We start from the raw sequence: 21,270 nt of genomic DNA, 5'->3' as shown, positions 1-21,270 counted from the left end.
TCTTCTATTAAAATAAATATCAAAAATAAAAAAATCTGGTAATTCGAAAACACCAGAAAATTTATTTGAAATTTGGCAGGGGTTAAAGGAATCGAACCCTTACTTTCAGTTTTGGAGACTGCAGCACTACCACTATACTAAACCCCCATACAATCATCATCTAAAATGATGATTTTTTTATTATTTCCCGAATTTGAAGTGGCAAACGTCACCGTCTTTCATAATGTAGTTTTTACCTTCAGAACGCATTTTACCAGCATTTTTAGCACCTAATTCACCATTGTATTCGATGTAATCTTCATATGCAATAACATCTGCTTTAATGAATTTTTTCTCGAAGTCTGTATGAATAATTCCGGCACATTTAGGAGCTGCTCAACCTTTATGATAAACTCAAGCTCTTGCTTCAATTTTACCTGCTGTAAAGTATGTTTCTAAATTAAGAAGATCAAATGATTCTCTTGTTAAAACATCAAGACCACTACGTTCTACGCCATACATTGAGAGCATTTCGTTTTTTTCGTCATCTGATAGATCAACTAACTCAGATTCTAATTGAACTGAAATTGGAATAATTTTTTCATTTGGTTTTAAAGAATTTTTAAGCTCATTATAAAGTTTATCATCTCTGTAATTTGCATACTGTTCTGTACCTAAGTTAGCTACATAAATTATTGGTTTTAATGTGAGTAAATGATAACCTTTAACAGCTTTTAATTCGTTTTCATCAAGTTCAACATCACGAGCCGGTATTGATTGAAGCAATGCATCTTTAACTTTGTTAGCAGCATTAAATTCAATTAAACCATCTTTATCACCTGATTTAGCTTTTTTAGTAACTCTATTAATTACGTTGTTAATTGTTTCTAAGTCGGCTAACATTAACTCATAGTTAATAACATCTTTATCTCTTACAGGATTTACTGAATTAGCTACGTGCAAGATGTTTTTGTCTTCAAAACATCTAACAACGTGAATAATTGCATCAACTTCTCTGATGTTTGATAAGAATTTATTTCCTAATCCTTCACCTTTTGATGCGCCTTCAACAAGTCCGGCTATGTCAACAAAGTCAAATGTAGCTCAAACAATTTTATCTGGTTTGATAATGTCTGCAATTTTTTGTAATCTTGGATCAATTAAAGGAACTGATGAAATGTTAGGTTCAATAGTTGTAAAAGCGTAATTAGATGATTCAACTTGCTTTTTAGTAATTGCACTAAATAATGTACTTTTACCTACGTTTGGAAGACCTACAATACCTGCTTTTAGTGACATAAATAAACTCCTTTTTAATCAATAATTATGTTTTTAATTTTACTCTAAATGCTTGAAAAGTAATTTTTTAATTTGATAAAATTAAAATAAATTTTAAGGAAGGTAAAAATGAGTCAAATTAACAATAAAATCAAACACTGATTTAATTTCTATAAATCCAAAGAACTAATAAACTCAGACATTAATGAATTTGTTAGAAAGGTTGATAATCAGTTTCCAAATGGTGAATTTTACACAAGAGCAAAATCAACTGTTTACGGAATTGAATTTGATACACAAAATCAACTTGGTTACAACAATTTAAACTCTTATACATTGCTTAATTTGATTTCACTTTTTGATAAATCACTTCCTAGAAAGTCAATTTTTAACAGAAGAAGAAAAGTTTTAGTTGCATTAAAAAACAAAGTTAATATTAATTCAAAACTTCAAGATTTATTAATTAGATTTTTAAATGATAAAAAGTACCACGTTTATACTTTTAATATTGATAAGCTAAATGATTTTTTTATCAATACAACTGTAAACAATATGGATTTAGATTATTCAGTTTATTTAGATTACAAAGAAACTAATAATAAGTTTTATTTAAAAATTTACAACAAAAATAAATTAATTTCACTTGAAGAACAAGAGAAGTTAATTAATGAGCTTTATGAAGTTAAAGATCACATATTTGTTTCTGATTCAAATTATTCAATTGTTTTAAACTCAGATAAAGTTATTGACTCAGCTTATGAAAACTTCTTAAAATCAGTTAAATATGAATTTGATTTTAGTTCAAACAACAAATTGGTTGTTTATACACTTATTAGCGACAATTTATCAAACTACATTATTAATAGATTTTTATCAAATTTAAATGTTAAGGTTTCAAAGTTGAACCCAACACTTAACAAAGATTTAAAAAATAAAAATTCAACTTTTTCTATTGTTAAATGAGCTCTATCAACTAATTACAATGCCAACTTAATTATTGTTATGGATGAACATAATGATATTAAGTTATTTGCTAGAGTTAAAAATAGCTTTGTTGAATTAAATAATGACCAAATCGCTTATCTTTTCATTTCAAACCAATATTTAAAATGAAAAGAAACTAAGTTAACTGATAAACCAAATATTTTTATTCCACTAGATGCTTCAGAGTTGATTATCAACTTACTTAATACTTTTAAAATTCCTTATGAATTTGAAAATAAAATGGATGACCCAAACAACATTTTATTTGCATACAATTCAAATTCATTTTCAAATGATATTAATGAACATTTAAGTTTTGAAAATTATGATTTTCTATTTAACTTCTGCGTGATGTTGCAAGAGTATTTAGAAAACAATAACTTACTTACACTTAAATACAACAAGATGATTGAATCAATGAATAAAACTTACTATGTTTATTCATACATTAACAAAACTGTTCAAGATATGAAAAATGTTTTTGATTATTTAGTCAATAAACCAACCGGCTTTCTTAAAAAATCAAAAATAGATAAGCTCCAATTACTTGATTGAGATAACACAAAACAACATTACATTTTTCAAGTTAAAACAAAAGGTAAAAGATTCTCAACTATTACAAGTGTTTCTTACAAGAAAGCTAAAAAAGAGATTGAAATCAAAACTGAATTTCAATCTCATATGTATAAATTTCATCCATTTTTAGAAACTATATGAGCTAATTTAGTTAAAAATAAAATCAGAAAAAGAATTTTAAAAATTGTTAAACAAATAAACAAGCTGCAAGAGAAAAAAGTATAATTTCCAAATATATTAAGGAGTTACTATGATTACAAAAATTAAAGGAACAAAAGACTATTCACCAGTAGAGTTTTTATTAAAAGATTTTGTAACTGATATGTTCACTGAAACAGTTGCTAAAGCAGGTTATGTTTTAGTGGAAACGCCTATTATGGAACAAGCCACACTTTTCAGACGTTCTGTTGATGATTCAGAAATTGTTAAAAAAGAAATGTATGAATTTAAAGACAAAGGTGACAGAGATATAGCACTTAGACCTGAGGGAACTGCACCTTTTGTTAGAGCGCTTATTGAACAAAAATGATTAAATGATGGATTTAGTAAATTTGCTTACTATGGGCCAATGTTCAGATATGAGCAACCTCAAAAAGGTAGATATAGACAGTTCTATCAAGCTGGTGTTGAATTTGTAGGTGAAAAAGCTTATACAAAGGATGTGGAAGTTATTTTATTAGCTGCACACATTTTAGATAACTTAATGGTTGATTGAGAATTAAAAATCAACACAATTGGTGATGAATTAAGTAGAAAACAATACGAAGAAGCTTTATATAACTACTTATTACCTTACAAATCTGAGTTAAGTGAAATTTCACAAGAAAGATTAGAAAGCAAAAAAGTTTTAAGAATTCTTGATGATAAAGAAGATTCACAAAAACCTTTTATTAAAAATGCACCTAAAATTGCTGATTATTTATCAGATGAATCAAAAGAATACTTTGTAAAAGTTACTACAGCACTTGATGCAGCAAATATTGAATACAAAGTTTCAAATGAATTAGTTAGAGGGCTCGATTACTATGATGAAACTGTATTTGAATTTGTAACAGCAGGTAAAGGTTCAACAAGTGGACTTACATTAATTGGTGGTGGAAGATATTCAAACTTAATAGCTCAATTAGGTGGTGATAATATTTCAAGTGTTGGTTTCGGAATGGGAATTGATCGTGTTGTTGGTGTTGTAAGAGAAAATGCGATGGAAATTTTAAAACCAGATACAGAATTAAGACACGCTGATGTTTATATTGCAATGACAAATGATGAAGATAATATTGCTTTTGGTACTATAATGGGACAAAATTATATTGCAACAGCTGGTTTATCAGTTTACACAGAACATTCTTTAATTAAAAATAAAAAGTTATTTGAAAAAGCAGCAAAGAGAACCGCTGACTTCTTAGTTTATGATGACAAAATGATTAATCCTAACTTATTAATCATTAGAGATATGGTTACAGGAGAAAAAGTTACATTCTCAAAAAATGAAGAGGGTATCATTTCTGCACTTAACTTTATTTTAGAAAATAGCGATGAACACATCACAATCAGTGACTCTAAATTAGTTGATGTTACACTTCTTATTGAAGAATTAGAAGAAGGAAAATAATATGAAAAAAACAATTAAAAATAATCAATTAAGATTAGAAAATGTTGGACAAGTTGTTACTTTATACGGGTGAGTAGCTAACAAACGTAGATTTGGTGAATTAAACTTCGTTGACTTACGTGACAAATTTGGAATTACACAATTAGTATTTAAAACACCTATTTCATTCACAAAAGAATCTGTTTTAGAAGTAACCGGAACAGTTTGTGAAAGAAAAGATAGAAATCCGGACTTACCTACAGGAGATATTGAAATTTTAGTTGATGAATACAAAGTTTTATCATCATCTAAAGAACAATTACCATTCCAAATTAGAGATGACATTGAAGTTAAAGAAGAATTAAGACTTGAATATAAATTCTTAGACTTACGTAGAAATGTTATGCAAAATAACATTAAATTACGTAATGATGTAATTTTTGCAATTAGAGAATACTTACAATCACAAGAATTCACAGAAATCGAAACACCAATTTTATCTAAAGCAACACCAGAGGGTGCTAGAGACTTTTTAGTCCCTACACGTAATAAAGAAAATGCATTTTATGCACTTCCACAAAGTCCTCAATTATTCAAACAATTATTAATGATTTCAGGATTTGAAAAATACTACCAAATAGCAAGATGCTTCAGAGACGAAGACTCACGTAAAGATAGACAGCCTGAATTCGCACAATTAGATATCGAAGTAAGTTTTATGGACGTTCCTAGCTTCCAATCATACATTGAAGGTTTATTCAAACACTTTATGAAAAAAGTTATGAACGTTGATATCAAAGTTCCTTTTGATAGAGTAAGATTTGATGACTGTATTAGAGATTATGGTTCAGACAAACCTGACTTTAGATTTGAAAATAAAATTGTTGATATTCCTGAATTTGCTAAAAACAGTGATTTCAGCATCATAACATCAGCTCCTTCAATTAGATTGCTTCATTTTGTAGAGAAAATTAACAAAAAAGAATACAAGAAACTTGAAGAAATAGCTAAGAAAAACAAAGTTAAAGCATTATTCTACTTGGTTGTTAATGAAAATAAAGAATTTGTTGAAACAAACTTTGCCCAAAAATTAAATCCAGCAGATGTCCAAGAATTAATTTCACAATTTGGTGAAGGAACATACTTGATTTGTGCTGATAAATTCGAAAATGCTTCACAAGCTTTAGGAGCATTAAGAGTTGAACTTAATTCTTGATATGGATGAGCTAGAGATGAATATAACTTCAAATGAATTATTGACTGACCTATGTTTGAATATGATGAAGAAACAGGAAAATGAGCAGCAGCTCACCATCCGTTCACTCAATTTGATAATCCATTAGAAGATTTAGATAAATTACCTAAAGAAAAAATTAGAGCAAAAAGTTACGACTTAGTTCTTAACGGGTTTGAATTAGGTTCAGGTTCAGCTAGAATTTATGATGAAGAAGTTCAAACTAAAATGTTTGAAATGATCAATCTTTCAAAAGAAGAACAACAAAACAAATTCGGATTTTTCTTAAAAGCTTTTGAATATGGAGTCCCACCACACTGTGGTATTGGTCTTGGAATCGATAGATTGATTATGATTTTAGCTAACCAAAAAACTATTAGAGATGTTATTGCGTTCCCTAAAAATTCAAAAAATGAAGACCTTATGACCCAAGCTCCTTCAAGTGTTGATTCAGAGCAATTAACAGAATTATTCCTTGAAGTCAAGTCTAAATAGTGATGTAAAAAAATACTAGATTTCGTAAGTCTAGTATTTTTATTTTGCAATTTATAGAATTGATTTTACATCAATTAGTTTACTGATTTTCTTGTATCCATCAAGTTCATCTAAGACCATTAAAACAACATTAGCTAGAACTTTTACACCTTGAGATTGAAGTAAATCAATAATAGCTTTTGTAGTTCCACCAGTTGCTAAAACATCATCAATAATGATTGCCTTTTGACCTGGTTTTAGAATTTTATCTTGAATTTCTAAAGTATTGTCACCATATTCTAAGTCATACTTTTGAGAAATTGTAGGACCTGGTAATTTACCTTTCTTTCTAACCATTACAAATGGTTTATTAAGTTTATAAGCAACAGGAGTTCCGAAGATAAATCCTCTTGCATCAGGTGCTACAATGATGTCTGCTTCTTTGCATAATTGTGCCATTTTGTTTATGACATAGGTAAATGCATCAGGATTAGCTAATAGTGGTGCTATATCTTTGAATACAATGCCTTGTTTAGGGAAATTAGGAATATCAGTAATTAAATCTTTAAGATTTTTCATGATAATTATTAGTTAACTCTTACATCTTCATAGAATTCAAGGACATCATCTGCTTCAATATCATTAAATCCTTTGATGTGTGTTCCGAAGTTTTTACCTTTAAGAACTTCTTTAACGTCATTTTTCTCACGTTTAAGTGAGTCAATAACACCTTCGTGAATAAGTTTTCCTTTACGGTAAACTTTAACTTTACAGTTAGATCTTACAACACCTTCGTCTAACATTGTACCAGCGATGTTTCCAACTTTTGAGTAGAAGAAAATTTGAATAATGTGACCTTCTCCAATTTTTTGTTCTTCATAGATGGGTGCTTTTTCTCCATCAAGCATTCCTTGAACATCTTCGATAATTTTGTAAATAACATCGTGAGAAATAACAGTAACGTTTGATGCAGATGCATTTTGTTTAATATTTTGTGAAACTCTCAAGTTAAATACAAAAATAACTGCATTTGACGCTTTAGCTAAAAGTAAGTCTGTATCATTGACGTTTCCAACTGCTGCTGAGATAACTTTAACAATAGCATCTTCATTTTCTAAACCATCAATTTGATCTTTTATAGCTTGAGAAGTACCGTAAACGTCTGATTTAATGATAACGTTGATAATTTTTTTACCATCAATATTTTGATCTGTAATAGTTTTTGAGTGAAGTAAATCCATACGATCAGCTGTAGCTTTTTCTTGAGCTAATTTCTTAGCGAATTTTTCATCATTGAATCCAACAAATTTATCACCAGCATCAGGTGCATAGTTAAGACCTGAAATGATTGCTGGTGCTCCCGGTTCGACTGCTTCAATTTGGTTTCCATTAGAATCAGTAATCATTCTAACTCTTCCGTATTTTGAACCAGCGATTAAGAAGTCACCTTTGTGTAATGTTCCTGTTTCAACAATAATTGTAGAAACAACTCCAACTCCTTTATCAACACGTGATTCAATAATTGTTCCCATTGGATATCTTTTTGGATTTGCTTTTAAGTCTAAAATTTCGCTTAATAACATAATAGCATCAAATAATTCTATAAGCCCTTCACCTTTAAGTGCTGAACCGTAAACGATTTGAACATCTCCACCATATTCTTCAATAAGAACATCGTTTTCTGCTAATTCACCTTTAATTCTGTCAAGGTCTTTGTTAGGTTTATCCATTTTGTTAACAAAAACAATCATTGGAACATTCGCTGCTTTAGCGTGCTCAATAGCTTCTTTTGTTTGAGGCATAACCCCATCATCAGCTGCAACAACTAAAACAACAATATCAGTAACTTTAGCGCCTCTAGCACGCATTTGTGTGAATGCTTGGTGCCCAGGTGTATCTAAGAAAGTGATTTTTTGACCTTTGTGACTAATTTGGTAAGCACCTGTATGTTGTGTGATTCCACTGCTTTCCGTTGAAACGATGTTTGAGTTTCTGATTTTGTCAATTAATGTAGTTTTACCGTGGTCAACGTGCCCCATAACAGTGATGATTGGAGATCTTTTAACTAAATCTTTTGGATCATCTTTAAATTGAACTTCATCAAGGAAGTTTGAACCATTAATGTTTGTTTCTTTTCTGAAGTCATATCCATATTCAATTGCCATTTCAGCAATTTGCTCTTCATCTAAAAGTGTGTTAAGGTTGTACATTTTACCTTGCATAAAGAATTTTTTGATAATTTCTGTAGCAGGTACTCCGATTTTTTGTGCAAAATCAGCAATTGACATTTTTTCGGTGAAAATAAATACACCATCTTTTAATTCAGTTTTCGTTGTTTGCAATTGCTCTTTAATTTCATTTACGTTTGAAATTCTGTTTTGTTTTTTAGCCATATAACACCTCCTTAAGTTCATTTTCTAATGAATCATATTGCTCATCAGATATGTTAGTTTTATATGTTCTATTTAAAGCTTTTGTTTTTCTTATTTTTTGTCAGTTTTCTAAACTTGCAACAAAATAAGCTCCTCTATGTTTTTTGTTTTTATGTAAGTCTAAAACTAATAAATTATTTTCTTTATCGTAACTGAATCTGGTGAGTTCATCAACTGGTAAAACTTGATTTGTCGCAATACACTTACGAAAAACTGCTTTAATCTCAGTCATCTGAATTTAAGTCATCTAAATCAAGTTTTACGTTTGATAATCCATAGTTTGTAAGGTCATCATCCACTTTAAAGTCTTTAAGTTGATTTTTAGTTCTCTTAAATTCATTAAGCATTTTTCTGTTTTTCTCTTCTTTTTTAGCGTTTTCAGCTTCTTCATCAAGAGTTTCATCTTCAACTTCATCTGTGAATTCGTCATTGTATTTGTCGATTTCATCAACGAAACTGTATTCATCTAATGAGTTAAGAAGTTTCTCGATGTTTGAAGATTCTTCTTCAAAAATATTGTTAATTTCTTCTGCTTTATTTTTCTTAGTTTTAACTTCGCTAGTTGCAGGTTTTTTACCTTCTTCTGCTTTTTGTTTTGGTTCTTCCACAACTGTTTCTGTTTCTAATTCTGTGTAAATATTGTTGTTAAAGTCTTCAAATAATGAGTCTGTATCGATGTACATATCAATGTTTTTAAGCATTGAATTTGTTTTTGATTGTTTTTTACTTGCATTTACTTTTGGTTGAGTTGTGTTGAAGTAGTGCACATCGTGAACATAATCATTTTTGAATTTAATTCCTTTTACAAGTGCTTCTTCAGTTGTTAATACTTCAATTCTTGTTCCTGTTAATTTAGAAGCAAGTTCAATGTTAATTCCTTGTTTCCCAATAACAACTGTTGCATCGCTTGGTTTAACAATTGCATAAACTTTCCTTCTTTCTTCATCAGCTCATTTAATATCAACTGCCTTACCAGGAGCAATAGCATTTTTAACATATTCAAGTGTGTCTGGTGAGTAAACAATAACGTCAATTTTTTCACCATCTAATTCAGTAACAACTGATTGAATTCTTGAAGCAAATTGTCCTGTAATCGAACCAACTAAATTAATTTGATCACTCTCTTGATCTTTAAGTGCAAATGAAACTTTAGATCTTTCTCCAGGTACTCTTTGAATGTCTTTAATAACAATTTCACCTGATTTGATTTCTGGAATTTCGTTTCTTAAGATTTCAACTAATTCTTCTGTTGAGTTTAATGAAACTGTAACAATGCTTAATCTTGATTCAGGATTAATTGAATCAACATAAACCATAATTTTTTGACCTAAGTTTAATTTTAAGTTCTTAGGCTTTTTAGCTCCAGGTAAGAAAGCTGTTTGTTTATCTTCTAACATAACATTGTATGAGTTGTTAGATAAGTGTTTTAAAACAACTGCAGGAACTTTTTGTCCAATCATTTTTGAATATTTTTCAACAACTTTTGATTTGTTTGTTAAGTTTAAAGATTGTTTAACACCACTTGTGATTGCTCTTCTTAATTTGTCTGATAATCCAGCAAACTTAAATTGAATTCTAACTACATCATCAACTTGAACATTTGAATCGTTTTTTCTAGCTTCTGAAAGTTGAATTGTGTAGATTTTAGCTAATGCATCATCTTCACTTAAAACTTGAGGTTCATCATCTTCTGAAATTTCTTCATCTTCAATAACTTCACCATTTAAGTTGAACATATTTACAGCTTTATTATCAAAGTCTACTTCAAATTGAATTTCAGCATTAGGGTCAACTTGTTTAGTAATTGCTTTTTGAGTTTCTGATCTAAATAATTCTAAAACTTCTTCAAATGGAGAGTTTAGACCTTCTGCTTGAAGTTCAATATATTTAAATAGTTGTTGACTTTCAAGGTCAACTTGTGTTTTATTTTTAGCTTTTGCCATTATTTACTCCTTTATTTTTTGTTAAAACTTAATATATTCTTCAATTTCGTTTATATTAGAAAGATCTAATTTAATTGTTCTAATTTGGCCTTTTTTATTTCATTTACCAACTATGTGATCTGGGTGAACTTCAGTTAATTTAATTACAAAATTATTTTGTCCTTCAAAACTTTTTTGAGTTTTGACTTCAATATATTTATCAATGTATTGATCTAACATTTCCATTGAAATTTTAAGGTCTGTTCCTTTTGATAATACTGCTAAATTTATATCATCAGTAAATCATTTTTGTGTCTCTAAAAATGCAGAAATTTCTTTTCCAAGTTTGTTAACTTCATCCAAACTTCTATAATCAACCACTACTTCTAGTGTTTTTCCTAAAAGAGGATCGTGTTCCATTTTTGCTGATAAAACTTTAGAAAATTGCTCTTTTAAAATCTTTTCATCAAACATTTTACTCCTATAAAAATGTAAATAGAAAGAGCTGCTTTCGCAACTCCTTTCTCTTACCTCTAAATATAATTAACGTTGTATATAAATAATACCATATTATTTTAATAGTATTTATTATATGTAGTGATTTTTATGCTAATGAATAAGGCATAAAAGTATTTTTTGTATTATTCATAAAGTTCTAATGTCATATTAATTGATGTTAAAACTTCATCATTTTCGTATGTCAATAAGTCATATTGAAAGTTAAATTCATTAATTGATGTGAAGAAGTTTTTACATACAGTTTTTAAATTAATTTCAAATTTTTTCTGTGTTGAAGGGTCAACTACTGAAATGCTTGCATTACCCTCTTCATTTTTCTTTACACATACAGTTGTTAAGTTTGTGTAAATATTAACTTCATTTTCTGAAATGTCAATTCTATTTGTTTCATTGTATTTAGGTTCATTGAATTTAAGTTCAATAACACCATCTTCAGTTTTGTTATATAAATCAAGTTGTGCTAAAAATTCAATAACCTGTGGTTCATCATTTGTAGGAACCTTAATAATTGATTTAAAATTAATTTTCATATTCTTTAAGTCTTTCTGAAATTAATTCTTTTCCAAATAATCAAATGGCTTTTGCTAATTCGGGTCCGTGAGGAATTCCAGTTGCAGCAAGACGAATTGGCATAAATAAGTTTTTACCTTTAACATTTAAATTTGAAGAGGTTAAATTAATTGCTTCTTGGATATTTGCAATTGTAAAGTCATCAACTGCAAGTTTTTTGAAGTTATTTGCAAATTCTTTAACTGTATTTAATTCAGCTTCATTGAATTCAGTTTTTGAGTATTCAGGATTTAAATATGAATTTAAGTGAGTTTTTAATTCTGAAACTGTTACAGAGCTAGCTTTAAATGTGTCAACGAAAATATTTAATCATTCTGAATCTAAATTTGAGTTTCCTAAATTCATTAAGTCAATTAATTTTTGATTGTCTGTATTTTTTAAGTATTGTTTTGAGAATCAATCCATTTTTGAAACATCAAATTTTGAAGGTGACTTAGATAATCTTTGTGGATCAAATTTAGCAATGATTTCTTCTTTGCTCATTAATTCAGATGCATCAGCAGCTGTTCATCCTAATAATGATAAGAAGTTGAAAATACCTTCAGGCATATATCCTTCATTTTTGTAATCTTCGATAAATTGTTTTGTTTCAAGATCACGTTTTGAAAGTTTTTTACCTTCCATATTTGTAATAATTGTCATATGTCCAAATTGTGGTTTTTCTCAATTTAAGTATTCATATAAAACAAGTTGTTTAGGTGTGTTTCCAATATGCTCTTCTCCACGTAAGATGTGTGAAATTTCCATATCGTGGTCATCAACTACTACTGCGAAGTTGTAAGTTGGATACCCATCTGATTTAAAAATAACTCAATCAGCTATTTCATCAGAGTTGAATGAAATTTCACCTCTAACAATATCATCTCAAGCTAAAGTGTGATTTTTAGGCATCACTAAACGGTATGAATATTCACCATTAGCATCTCTTTTTTGTTTTTCTTCGTCAGAAATTTTTAATCAGTTTCTGTCGTATCTAAAACTTGGGATACCTTTAGCATCTGATTCTAATTTTTGAGCTTCTAATTCTTCAGATGAGTCGTAAGCTTTATATGCGAGACCTTTTTGTAAAAGTTCATTTAAAACTTCATTGTATCTATCTAACTTTTGACTTTGTCTGTATTTACCACATTTTGGATTTGGATTTAATGGAGATTCATCTGGGATAATTCCTAATCAAGCCAAGTTATTTAATTGCGATTCTTCACCACCTGGAACATTACGTTTAACATCTGTGTCCTCAAGTCTGAAAACAAAATCACCATCAAAATGTTTAGCAAATAAATAACAAAATAAAGCTGTTCTAGCTCCACCGATGTGTAAGTATCCTGTTGGACTTGGTGCATAACGTGTTCTGATTTTTTTACTCATAGTAAAATAACTCCTTTTTATCTGAATATTAAAGTTATAAAATTATAAAACAATATTTTTGCAATGAAAAAACTTAATAAAAAATGCCATTTTGAAACTTTTACCATATTCCTCTAGGCGTAAAAGTTTTAAAAGCACAAAAAAAGTCTTTGAAATTTTTGTTTTTTTATATAAAATAATTAATTTTAGAATTTCATATAATTTAAATATGAAATCAAATCTAAATTATATGATTAATGATAAATATAAAAAGAGCAAAAGGCAGTTTAGCGAAGAATTAGATCCTAGAATTTTAGAAAACCACCATGAGCAAGCGTTAGAAATATTAGATGACTCAATCGAAGTGAAAATGCCTGGCAGACTTGGTAAAAGAGTTTCAAGAAAACCGATAACATATCAAAAGATTTCAAAACTTACAGGTGTTTCAGTTGCTACAATTAGTCGTTTCTATAATGATGGTTATGTTTCTAAAGATAACAGAAGAAAAATTGAAGAAATTATAAAGGAATATGATTATGTTCCTAATCCAAGAAGTAGAATTAATAAAGTTCAAGTAAGCTCAATTTTTGTTATCTGTCCTCTTTATGGTCAAAGTTACATTCAAAACATTATTTCAGGAATTATTGCTGGTGCATCAAAAAATAATAGAAGAGTTGTTACATTTTACACTGTACCAACAGCTGATGAATATATTGAAACTTTAAAATATCTTTTATTATGAAAACCAAAATCAATCGTTGTATTTCTTAGTGAAGAAAATCTAGAATTATTTGATTTCCTTAAAACCATTAAGGACGTTGCTGTCTTAGTTTATGGACACAAAGTTGATGGTGTTTCTTGAGTTGTTCCAGATGATAGAGAAGCATTTTACAAACTTACAAAATCATTTATTAGAAGAGTCCCAAGAGGGAGAAACTCAAACAAAATTATTTTCTTAGAAGACCAAAAGTTATCTGATTATCAAAAATTCCAAAGAATTTCAGGATTCAAAGAAGCTTGTTCAGAATATAGTATAACTTATGTGAGATATCCAATCAGTGCTAAGAAAAATAAAGAAGAAGTTAAAGAAATTATTGCTTTTGCAAATACAAATAATGTTTCAAATATTATTTGTTCGACTCACGATTCGTTTATTTCAATTAACATGTATGCTTCAAAACACTTTAGAATTAGTGACATTGGTTACCAATCAATTTACGATAGTTTAGGTGTTTATGTTGATAAGATTTTCGTGGACTATCCATATATGGGAGTGATAATTGAATCAATGATTACAAAACAACTTTCATCAAAAAATCCACAAACAGCAGTTATTAAACTTAAATTAATTAGTGAATTAAGTGAAAAAACATCTTAAGATTTCAGATGCAACATCAAATTGCATCTATTTTTTTAATCTAACAATTTGAATAATGAAAATAAAGATTTTAAGACCTATGAGAGTATCTTGAAAGTTATGTTAATAAAAATTAAATGCTATATAATTTAGAAATATTTAATTTAAATTAAAAAAATCACTATTAAGAAAGGAAAATTATTATGGTTATAGGAAATTCAAAAGTAGCAATTGATGCTATTGAAAAATATGACAATATTGTTATTTTTCACCACATTCGTCCAGATGGAGACTGTTTAGGTTCACAAGCTGGGCTTGCAGAATTAATTAGAACAAACTACCCTAACAAAAATGTTTACACAGTAGGGGATAACTTACACTTATTTGACTTTATGGGTTACCACTTTGATGAGATTGAAAAAATCGACTTTACAAACTCATTAGGAATTGTAGTTGATGCTTCAAGTGGAAACAGAATTGAATGTGCAAACTTATTATATGAAAACAAGACAACAGCTAAATTAAGAATTGATCACCACCCTAACTCAGCTGACATTGATTACGATTACAACTGAATCGATGAACACTATGTTGCAGCTGCTGAAATGATTGCTCAAATCGCATTTGATGCAGGATGAACAGTTACACAAAAAGCTGCATCACACATTTACCTAGGAATCAACACAGACTCAGGAAGATTTTTATACCCTGACACATCAGCTAGAACACACAAATTAGTAGCGTTCTTAATGGAAACAGGATTCCACCCATCATTCATCTTAAAAGAACTTTCAAAAAGAACATTCAAACAACTTAAATTTGTTGGACACATTTTAAATGGATTCAAAAAAGAAGGAAGAGTTCTTTACTACGAAATTGATACAGAAACATTAAAGAAATATGATATGGATTCATTCGAAGCTGCTCAATACGTAAATGAATTAGCTAATATTGAAGACAACTCTTGTTGAGCATTATTCATTCAACTTGAAGATGGAACAGTTAGAGGAAGATTACGTTCAAATGGACCATTAGTTAACTTAGTTGCTAACAAATATGGTGGTGGAGGGCACGATAACGCTGCCGGAATTACTCTTCAATCTTGAGACCAAGTTAAAGACGTTTTAGCTGACTTAAACCAAGCTATCGTTGAATGAGAGGCTAAATAATTATGGTTATTGGTAATTTAAAATTAGTTACTGAACAATTAGAAAAATACGATAACATCGTTATTTTTCACCACATTCGTCCAGATGGAGACTGTTTAGGATCACAATTTGGATTAAAAGAATTACTTGAAACAAACTTCCCAAATAAAAAAGTTTATGCAATAGGTGATTCAAAAGGTTCATTTTCATTCTTAGATATCAAAATGGATGAAATTCCATCAGATGAATTTTTAAAAACTGCTTTAGGAGTTGTTGTAGATGCAAACTTCAAAGAAAGAATTGAATATAGAGAAGTTTTAGACAAAGACTTATTTGCTCAAGTTATTAGAATCGACCACCACCCAAATGATGATGATTTAGGCGAAAATTGTATTAGATGAGTTGATTCATCATATATTGCAGCTGATGAAATGATTACAGAAATCGCGGTTGTAAACAACTGAAAAATCACACAAAAAGCTGCTAACTTCTTATATTTAGGAATCAACACAGACTCAGGAAGATTCTTATTCAATAACACTACAGCTAGAACATTAAATTTAGCTGCTAAATTATATGAAGCAGGATTACAACAAGACTTTATCCACTCAAATTTAGCTAAAGTTACATTAGATGACTTAAAATACAGTGCTTGATTAATGACAACATTAAAAACAAGAGACGGTGTAGCTTACATTCAAAATGATTTAAAAACAACAAATGAATTTGGTAAAACACCACAACAATCAATTAGAGTAAATTCAATTGCTAACATCGATGGATTCCCAATGTGAGTTCAATTCACAGAAGAGGAAAACGGAAAAGTTAGAGTTGAATTTAGATCAAATGGACCGATTGTTAGAAATGTTGCCGTTAAATGAGGTGGTGGAGGACACGAAAGAGCCTCAGGTGCTATTATTGACTCACTTGATTTAGTTGAACAAGTTATTGATGACTGTGCTGCTGAAGTAGCTAGATGAAGAGAAGAACAAGCTAACGCTTAATATAAATTTATTCCATACACAAATTAATGTATGGAATTTTTTATTTATTTTTAATTTAGAGAAATCGAATTCAACTTTTAAACCTAGAGCACTACTGTGAAAGTTAATTTTTAATTTATTAGATTATTGAAATCAGAGACTATCAAATCACTCTGAAAAGTTTTATAATATTAGTGGATCGTTAGCTCAGTCGGTAGAGCAACTGGCTCTTAACCAGTGGGTCGCAGGTTCGAACCCTGTACGGTCTACCATTTCGTTTAAGCGACCAATCTCCACATATTAAAAATATGTGGTTTTTTATTTAGTATTTTTAAAATTTTGCTTTATTTGCAAAAGTGATAGAATAAGAATAGTAGTTTAGTTATCTTGTTGATAGGTAACATATTTTTTAATTTTAAAGAAAGGAGCAAAATGCTTTTTAAAAAGTCAAATAGTCATAAAGACCAAAATTCTTTTGAATGACAAGACACAGTTGAAAACTTAGAAAAAGTGCACATTAAAAAAGAGAACACTTTATACAAAAGAACAAGAATGTCTAACTTTGGTCTTAAATTAAATTACTTCTACCAACAAATGCCGCTTTGAAAAATTATTTTAATAACAAACATTACAGCAGTTATCTTCGGTATCATTGGTGTATTCTTTGTTAAAAATGTTGGTATTTACAACTTTGGTTTAGCTGCTTTTGGACAAGCTGGAGCAAAGATTTTAGTAGTTTCTATAGCTGGACAAGTTGATGGAACAGTGCTTAACTTAATTGACCAATTCGTCTTCTGAGTTGCTTATGTTATTTTAAGTATTCCTATTTTCATTTTCGGTTATAAGAAAGTCGGAAAATTATTTACAAACTTAACAATTTTATTCTTAGTTGTTTCATCATTAGTTTCATTCGGAATCGGAATGATCCCAGGTGCTGGTTCAACATATATTATTGGGGACTTCTCAAACAAAGCTGTTAAAGCCGCTTTACCTACAGCTTACCAATCACTTTCAGGATTAGTTCCATTATTATGAGACTCATACTCATCAGGTAGTGTGTTAGCATTAATGCTTTATGCAATTGTTTATGGAGTATTATTAGCTTACGTATTTGCTATTATCCAAATCATTGGAGGAACAGCTGGTGTTACAGGTGTTATCGGAGAATGATACGCAAACGCAAAACAAAAATCATTCGGTTCAATTAGTGGATATATGAACATAGCAATTATGATTGTCGCTGTTTTAGTTGGGTCTTGATTACCAGGTTCAATTCTTTTATCAAAAGTTGATCCTTCATTAGTTGCTCAAAATAAATCTAATATGGGATTAACAGATTCACAAGTAATTGAATTTACAAGACAAGCAGAAGCATTGAAAGCAAAAGTATGACACGCTGAACTTTACTTCTCACCTAACTTCATCGCTACATTCTTAGTAAACGTTGTTTATATCGGTGTATTAGATAAATTATTCCCTAAATTTAAACTTGTTAGAGTTCAAATCTTTACAAAGAATGCTGCTAAAGTTAAAGAAATTATCACAAGCGACAAGAAAATTGTTACAGGTATGACAATTTTCAGAGCTACAGGTGGATACGAAGGAAAAGATATTGATGTTATTACATCAGTTGCATTATTCAGACATGTGTTACGTATTATTAAAGATGTTCGTAAAGTTGACAAAGATGCATTTATCTCTATTTCAGATATTAAAAGTATTGATGGTTCAATTTACTTACCACAAGATAAATTCTAATAAATCATTAACTAGCTACCATTTAGGTAGCTTTTTCTTTATCTTTTTTAGTAACTAATTTAAAAGAAAAAGTAAGATACCAAATTAAATATCTTACTTTTTGTATCTATGCGCATAGGTTAAATGATTTTAACTTTAACTCTAAAACCTCTAGAAGAATAATAGGAATCAGCACTATTATGGTAGACAAATACTGCACCATATCTATTGTCGCAAAATATCGCACCACCTTTATCTCGAATTTCTTTAGGTGTGTGAATTCACGAAGACGTCTTAGTATCTAGTGGTTTGATTGTGTTTAAAAATCTATAGTCTTGCTCAGTTAAGAGTTCACAAAAATAACTATGTGCAAGACTTAAAGCATCATTTTCAGGCACAAACTTCTTTCTGTTAATTAGCGCAGTTCTATCATAGCACACCGATCTTCTATTAGGTGACTGAGTTGATAAATCTACAAGATAAATGTTATCAAACATTGAAACTAATGTTGGTTCACCATTAGTTTGTTCCATTCAGTCAAATGTGTTAATTAATTGTGGGCTAGAAAGAATTATTTGAACACATTTTTCAAATTCGTCATTTGATAATAGATTCAAATTTGCATTTCTTTCTAAAAGAGTTTTATAAATGTAATTTGTTTTCATAATTAATCAATTACTTTAAATGTGAATCCAATAACTAATTTATTGAATTCTTGAGCTCTTCTTGTGTCAAAAGCTGTATAAACTTTTTCGAGCTCTTCTTTATTATATTTAACTGAGTTTTCAGGATCTGAAATTTGTTCAGGATCACTCTCAGCATTTTTATTAGGGTTAGCAATTTTTGGATCAGTTAATTCAGTTAATTTGTTTTTAAAGTATGCAACTTTATCGGTGTCAAAAATATTTCATTTTTCTTTTTCTGCTTTAGCAGCATCTAATCTCGCTGTCGCTTCTTCTTTTTGCCCTTCTAATTTATCTACTTCGGCTTTGAAAAGCTCGATTTGTTCTCTTAATTTTTGCTTTTCTTCTTCATCTTGTGACGCAGCAAGTTTTTCTTCAGCAGGTGCAATTAATTCTTTTTTGTATGTATCAATTCTAGATGTGTAATTTGAGATTTCACTTTCTAAAGAAGAAATGTATTCTGAACCTTTTGTTGATACATTAATGTAATTGTTAATTGCATCAATTAAGTATTTTTGAGGTAGTGTAGATGGAATTTGATCAACAGGAATAGCTTGAGTTGGATATGTTTCGTCAGTTACATCTTTAAATCTATACATATAACCAAATTTAGAAATCATTTCCTTATCATCATCTGTTATTGCAATTTCTTTATCTTCAAGTGCTGAAATTTTAGCTTTTAATTCAGATAATTTCGCAAGTTCTTCATCAGACATTTGGTCAATAATTAATGGTTTAATTTGGTTTTCATAAATTTCATCACTCAATGTTATATATAAGTCAAATGAAGCATTAAGATTAATTCCTTGCCCAGAAAGTTTAACAGCATTCTTATCAATTAAGTATTCATATGATGGAGTTAAGAAGAATGTATCTCAAAAATCTTTGTAATGTCTTCCACCTAATAATGAATTTCTAACAACTCCTATTTGCAATAAATTGTATTTGTTGTTGTCTTTAGTTTCTTCTTTAATCTTATATTCAATTGGTTGAACTGAGTTAAATCCTAATGTAATATAGTCAGTTAGTTTTGTTAATTCACTAATATTTTCATCGCTTGATTCTTTATTTATCTTTGTATTAGCTTCATTAGGGTTGAAAACTCCTCAATAATTAATAATTTCAATAGGTAGTGATAATTTTAAAATATGATCTGCATTTCAGTTGCTAATCATTGATGAAACTAATTTTGAACCTTGTGTAATTTTTTCTTCAAGATTTAATTTATCAAATGAATTTGTTTGCTTGTTTTTTGAGTAAATTACAGAACCAAATTTGAAAGATTGATTTCAGTTAGTTGTGAATGAAATTGATAAAGGTAACATTTTTCCATTTGTAAGATCATTTAATACACTTGGATTTTCAATTGTTACTTTTTCTTTTAAGTTTTTAGCTTTGATTTTTTCTATGAGAGCTTTAATTTCTTGGTTTTTTTTGTATTTCTCTAATAATCTATCATATGTTGTTGCTTGGTTTTTGTAAGTCTCCTTACCATTTTCATCAAGAATAGGTTTACCAATTTCGTTTGTATTTGGCATTTTTGCAAAGTTAGGAACAATTAATGAGTTAAATTGTTTATCTAGCGAACTTTCTGGTTGTGTTAATTCAAGATATGGAACATTAAATTGCTCTCTAAAACTCATAAATTGTTTTTGGAATTTTAAATATTCATCAGATATTTCTCTGATTTTCTCTTCAGATAATGAAGTGATTGAATCATATGCATAGTTTTGTGCATCATTTAATTTTTTATACTCAGCAATAACATTTTGATTTGATAATAAATATTGATCAACTGAATTTTTAAGTGTAGCATCATTTGTCAATGATTTAATTTTATTAGCTCTATTTTCACTCTCGTTCATTAGAATGTAATTTTTAATGATTTCAGCTTTACTATTTGAATAAAATAAGTATCCAACTAACTTACTAAAGTCAGATTTCATTGATTGTTGAATTTCTTCACTTTCAGGCATGAATCTAATAAATGTAGAAAGAATTCCGTTAAGAAACTGTGGATTTATAGCTCATGTGATTCTTGAAACTTCATTAAAGTATTTATAAGTATTTTGGATTTCGCCATTAATAATTTGTTCAATTTGTTTTAAGTTTGAGTTGACAATGTTGTTTTTAAATGATTCTGGATCTGACTTTAAAACATAAATAACCGTGTCTTTAGCATTTGCATTTTGACTAAAGAAATTATTTAATCTTTCATTAGCTGCAGAATCATTTTCAATGATATTTAATCATTTTTGTGCTGTATTAACAATATTGTTAAATAAAACGTTCGCTGTTTTTAAGTAGTCACCTTTAAATGATTTTAAATTTTGATCCTCTTTTTGTTGATTGTTGCAAGAAAGTGCAATAATTGGTAATGTAGCAGATGTTACAACTGGCATTGTTAATAAGAATTTTTTAACTAGTTTTTTCATAATTATTTTAATTTTATTAAA

General features: G+C 29.0%; 17 protein-coding genes and 2 tRNA genes. 8 read left to right on the top strand and 11 right to left on the bottom strand.

Going from position 1 to position 21,270, the window contains the following annotated elements; genetic code table 4:
* Positions 1 to 73 precede the first annotated feature (73 nt).
* Positions 74 to 147, bottom strand: a tRNA-Trp gene (locus VBM89_RS02040).
* A gap of 33 nt (positions 148 to 180) precedes the next feature.
* The gene (gene ychF, locus VBM89_RS02035) at positions 181 to 1,278 is read right to left on the bottom strand and encodes a redox-regulated ATPase YchF (protein WP_323188636.1); all 1,098 of its coding nucleotides are present in this window, start codon (positions 1,276 to 1,278) and stop codon (positions 181 to 183) included.
* Positions 1,279 to 1,386: 108 nt separating this feature from the next.
* On the opposite strand from ychF, the gene VBM89_RS02030 reads away from it, so the two are divergent.
* The 3 genes from VBM89_RS02030 to aspS are packed head-to-tail and all read left to right on the top strand — an operon-like array spanning position 1,387 to position 6,137.
* Positions 1,387 to 3,042 carry an MAG5620 family putative phospho-sugar mutase gene (locus tag VBM89_RS02030; RefSeq protein WP_323188635.1) on the top strand — a complete coding sequence of 552 codons (1,656 nt, stop codon included), beginning with the start codon at positions 1,387 to 1,389 and terminating at the stop codon, positions 3,040 to 3,042.
* A gap of 25 nt (positions 3,043 to 3,067) precedes the next feature.
* Positions 3,068 to 4,429 (top strand): histidine--tRNA ligase, encoded by a 1,362-nt coding sequence (gene hisS, locus VBM89_RS02025; RefSeq protein ID WP_323188634.1) that lies wholly within the window; start codon positions 3,068 to 3,070, stop codon positions 4,427 to 4,429.
* A 1-nt stretch (position 4,430) separates the two neighbouring features.
* The gene (aspS, locus tag VBM89_RS02020) at positions 4,431 to 6,137 is read left to right on the top strand and encodes an aspartate--tRNA ligase (RefSeq protein WP_323188633.1); all 1,707 of its coding nucleotides are present in this window, start codon (positions 4,431 to 4,433) and stop codon (positions 6,135 to 6,137) included.
* A 51-nt stretch (positions 6,138 to 6,188) separates the two neighbouring features.
* On the opposite strand, the gene VBM89_RS02015 is transcribed toward aspS, so the two are convergent.
* The 7 genes from VBM89_RS02015 to gltX form a co-directional block, all read right to left on the bottom strand.
* On the bottom strand, positions 6,189 to 6,695 hold the full coding sequence (locus VBM89_RS02015; protein ID WP_323188632.1) for an adenine phosphoribosyltransferase: 507 nt from the start codon (positions 6,693 to 6,695) through the stop codon (positions 6,189 to 6,191).
* Between the two features lie 8 nt (positions 6,696 to 6,703).
* Positions 6,704 to 8,509: a translation initiation factor IF-2 gene (gene infB, locus VBM89_RS02010; RefSeq protein WP_323188631.1), complete on the bottom strand. Its 1,806-nt coding sequence runs from the start codon at positions 8,507 to 8,509 to the stop codon at positions 6,704 to 6,706.
* Positions 8,502 to 8,780 carry a YlxR family protein gene (locus VBM89_RS02005; protein WP_323188630.1) on the bottom strand — a complete coding sequence of 93 codons (279 nt, stop codon included), beginning with the start codon at positions 8,778 to 8,780 and terminating at the stop codon, positions 8,502 to 8,504. Before VBM89_RS02005 ends, infB begins: the two co-directional genes overlap by 8 nt.
* Complete coding sequence (locus tag VBM89_RS02000) at positions 8,767 to 10,491, bottom strand: NusA N-terminal domain-containing protein (protein ID WP_323188629.1); 1,725 nt, start codon at positions 10,489 to 10,491, stop codon at positions 8,767 to 8,769. Before VBM89_RS02000 ends, VBM89_RS02005 begins: the two co-directional genes overlap by 14 nt.
* Before the next feature lie 21 nt (positions 10,492 to 10,512).
* Complete coding sequence (locus VBM89_RS01995) at positions 10,513 to 10,944, bottom strand: hypothetical protein (protein ID WP_323188628.1); 432 nt, start codon at positions 10,942 to 10,944, stop codon at positions 10,513 to 10,515.
* A 167-nt stretch (positions 10,945 to 11,111) separates the two neighbouring features.
* The gene (locus tag VBM89_RS01990) at positions 11,112 to 11,519 is read right to left on the bottom strand and encodes a hypothetical protein (RefSeq protein ID WP_323188627.1); all 408 of its coding nucleotides are present in this window, start codon (positions 11,517 to 11,519) and stop codon (positions 11,112 to 11,114) included.
* Positions 11,509 to 12,927, bottom strand: coding sequence for a glutamate--tRNA ligase (gene gltX, locus VBM89_RS01985; RefSeq protein ID WP_323188626.1), 1,419 nt, complete (start codon positions 12,925 to 12,927; stop codon positions 11,509 to 11,511). The genes VBM89_RS01990 and gltX overlap by 11 nt, the downstream gene beginning before the upstream one ends.
* Before the next feature lie 208 nt (positions 12,928 to 13,135).
* Between gltX and VBM89_RS01980 the strand changes: the two genes are divergently transcribed.
* The 5 genes from VBM89_RS01980 to VBM89_RS01960 all read left to right on the top strand — a co-directional run bounded on the left by VBM89_RS01980 (position 13,136) and on the right by VBM89_RS01960 (position 18,152).
* Positions 13,136 to 14,284, top strand: a complete 1,149-nt coding sequence (locus tag VBM89_RS01980; RefSeq protein WP_323188625.1) for a LacI family DNA-binding transcriptional regulator — start codon at positions 13,136 to 13,138, stop codon at positions 14,282 to 14,284.
* A 182-nt stretch (positions 14,285 to 14,466) separates the two neighbouring features.
* Positions 14,467 to 15,432: a bifunctional oligoribonuclease/PAP phosphatase NrnA gene (locus VBM89_RS01975; RefSeq protein ID WP_323188624.1), complete on the top strand. Its 966-nt coding sequence runs from the start codon at positions 14,467 to 14,469 to the stop codon at positions 15,430 to 15,432.
* A gap of 2 nt (positions 15,433 to 15,434) precedes the next feature.
* Positions 15,435 to 16,415: a bifunctional oligoribonuclease/PAP phosphatase NrnA gene (locus tag VBM89_RS01970; protein WP_323188623.1), complete on the top strand. Its 981-nt coding sequence runs from the start codon at positions 15,435 to 15,437 to the stop codon at positions 16,413 to 16,415.
* A gap of 175 nt (positions 16,416 to 16,590) precedes the next feature.
* Positions 16,591 to 16,666: transfer RNA gene (locus VBM89_RS01965), tRNA-Lys, on the top strand.
* Positions 16,667 to 16,826: 160 nt separating this feature from the next.
* Complete coding sequence (locus tag VBM89_RS01960; protein WP_323188622.1) at positions 16,827 to 18,152, top strand: DUF2179 domain-containing protein; 1,326 nt, start codon at positions 16,827 to 16,829, stop codon at positions 18,150 to 18,152.
* 119 nt (positions 18,153 to 18,271) lie between these two features.
* Here VBM89_RS01960 and VBM89_RS01955 read toward each other — a convergent pair whose 3' ends face one another.
* Complete coding sequence (locus VBM89_RS01955) at positions 18,272 to 18,796, bottom strand: DUF4256 domain-containing protein (RefSeq protein ID WP_323188621.1); 525 nt, start codon at positions 18,794 to 18,796, stop codon at positions 18,272 to 18,274.
* Between the two features lie 2 nt (positions 18,797 to 18,798).
* Positions 18,799 to 21,249, bottom strand: coding sequence for a hypothetical protein (locus VBM89_RS01950; RefSeq protein ID WP_323188620.1), 2,451 nt, complete (start codon positions 21,247 to 21,249; stop codon positions 18,799 to 18,801).
* Positions 21,250 to 21,270: the final 21 nt, after the last annotated feature.

The organism is Mycoplasma sp. 1199 (assembly GCF_034863365.1).
Lineage (GTDB): Bacteria > Bacillota_I > Bacilli_A > Mycoplasmatales > Metamycoplasmataceae > Mycoplasmopsis.
Note: the sequence above shows the minus strand (reverse complement) of the source record. Positions and strands in the feature narration are given on the sequence as shown.